At 56.9% G+C, this 1,720-nt stretch carries 1 pseudogene; it reads right to left on the bottom strand.

The window, feature by feature from the left end:
- Window positions 1-1,579, bottom strand: a pseudogene (locus tag MDG893_RS20360) (ABC transporter substrate-binding protein); the annotation flags it as partial.
- Window positions 1,580-1,720 lie beyond the last annotated feature (141 nt).

The raw sequence follows: 1,720 nt of genomic DNA, 5'->3' as shown, positions 1-1,720 counted from the left end.
GGCTGCGCGAACCACCAGTCGCGACCTTTCGCTTCCTCGTCTGATGCGATACGGGGTGGGCAGTTCTTGACCGTGTAGTTGCGTTCCATTACCGCCATGGCTCTGTCCTGGCTTTCAGCGAGCTTATCCAGGGCTTGCTGGGCTGTTCGCTCTCCCGAGATAGCATCGGCGATGTTTGGCCACCAGAGTTTAGCCAGTTTGGGGTAGTCGGCGATATTGACCCCCGTGGGGGTCCAGGCTTCACGGGCCGGGCTGCGGTAGAACTCCACCAATCCGCCCAGCTCCGCGCTTTTGGCCAGCATTTCCGGAGAGTTCAGGTCCGATTCGCGAATCGGCGTCAGGCCTACGAGGGTTTTCTGAAGCGATACCGATTTCGAGACGGTGAACTGGGCGTAAAGCCAGGCCGCTTTCTGACTGCGATCACTCATCACTCTTGGAATGGTCCAGGCGCCTACGTCCTGATAGCCGAGTTTCATGCCTTCCGACCAATAGGCGCCGTATGGAGAGGGGGCCATTCGCCATTTTGGCGTACCGTCGTCGTTGACCACGGGTAGCCCGGGTTTGGTCATGTCGGACGTGAACGCGGTATACCAGAAAATCTGCTGGGCAATCTGGCCTGAGCGGGAACGGGGCCGGCCTCGGAAAAGTTCATGTCTGACGCTTCCGGAGGCGCGTAGCCTTTAAGCCAATCTATATACTTCTGCAGGGCATAAACAGCGGCCGGCCCATTGGTGGCGCCGCCTCTTTCGACGGACGAGCCGACAGGATGACATTCCTCCATCCGGATTCCCCACTCATCCACTGGTAGGCCATTGGGCAGCCCGGGGTCGCCGGCGCCAGCCATGGACAGCCAGGCGTCAGTGAAGCGCCACCCGAGTGACGGGTCTCGTTTGCCATAGTCCATATGGCCGTATACCCGCTCGCCATCGATCGCCTTCACATGGACAGTGAAAAATTCGGCAATATCCTCATAGGCGGACCAGTTCAGCGGCACGCCAAGCTCATACCCATAGCGCTCCAGGAATTTTGCGCGTAATTCGGGGCGTTGGAACCAGTCGTAACGGAACCAGTAAAGGTTGGCGAACTGCTGGTCCGGCAACTGATAGATTTTTCCATCCGGGCCGGTGACGAAACTCAGGCCAATAAAATCCTCGAGATCCAGCGTTGGCAATGTGTAGTCTCGCCCTTTCCCTTCCATGTAGTCACTCAGTGCCAGTGCCCAGCCGGTGCGGGCATGAGTGCCAATCAGATCGGAGTCGTTGACGAAGGCGTCGTAGCGGCCCTTGGCGGCCATGATTCTTTGCAGGTTGACCTGGCGGATGACCTCGCCTTCCGGTTTCAGGTCATGGGTCACTTTTATCCCGGTAATGTCGGTAAACGCCTTCGCGAGCACTTCGGATTCGTAACGGTGCGTTGTCAGGTTCTCTGACAGCACTGAAATTTGCAGGCCTTCCAGTGGCTTGGCGGTATGTGCAAACCAGGCAAGTTCTTCCGCTTGCTGATCTGGAGATAGCGTGGAGGCCTGAAAGCTTTCTGAAACCCACTGATTGATGACCCGCTTGCGTGCTTCCGGTAACGCATTAAACGTGTCTGATCCGGGACTGGCTGCGCTGAAGCAAAGCAGGCAGGTGGTTGCTGCGACAGTGGGCCATTTCTTCATGGGGCACCTTTTTGTTGTTAGTTGCATATTGATTGTTGTTGGTTTTACTACATTACGAGA

The organism is Marinobacter algicola DG893, assembly GCF_000170835.1.
GTDB classification, from domain to species: domain Bacteria; phylum Pseudomonadota; class Gammaproteobacteria; order Pseudomonadales; family Oleiphilaceae; genus Marinobacter; species Marinobacter algicola.
This window is presented reverse-complemented; position numbering and strand designations above follow the sequence as displayed.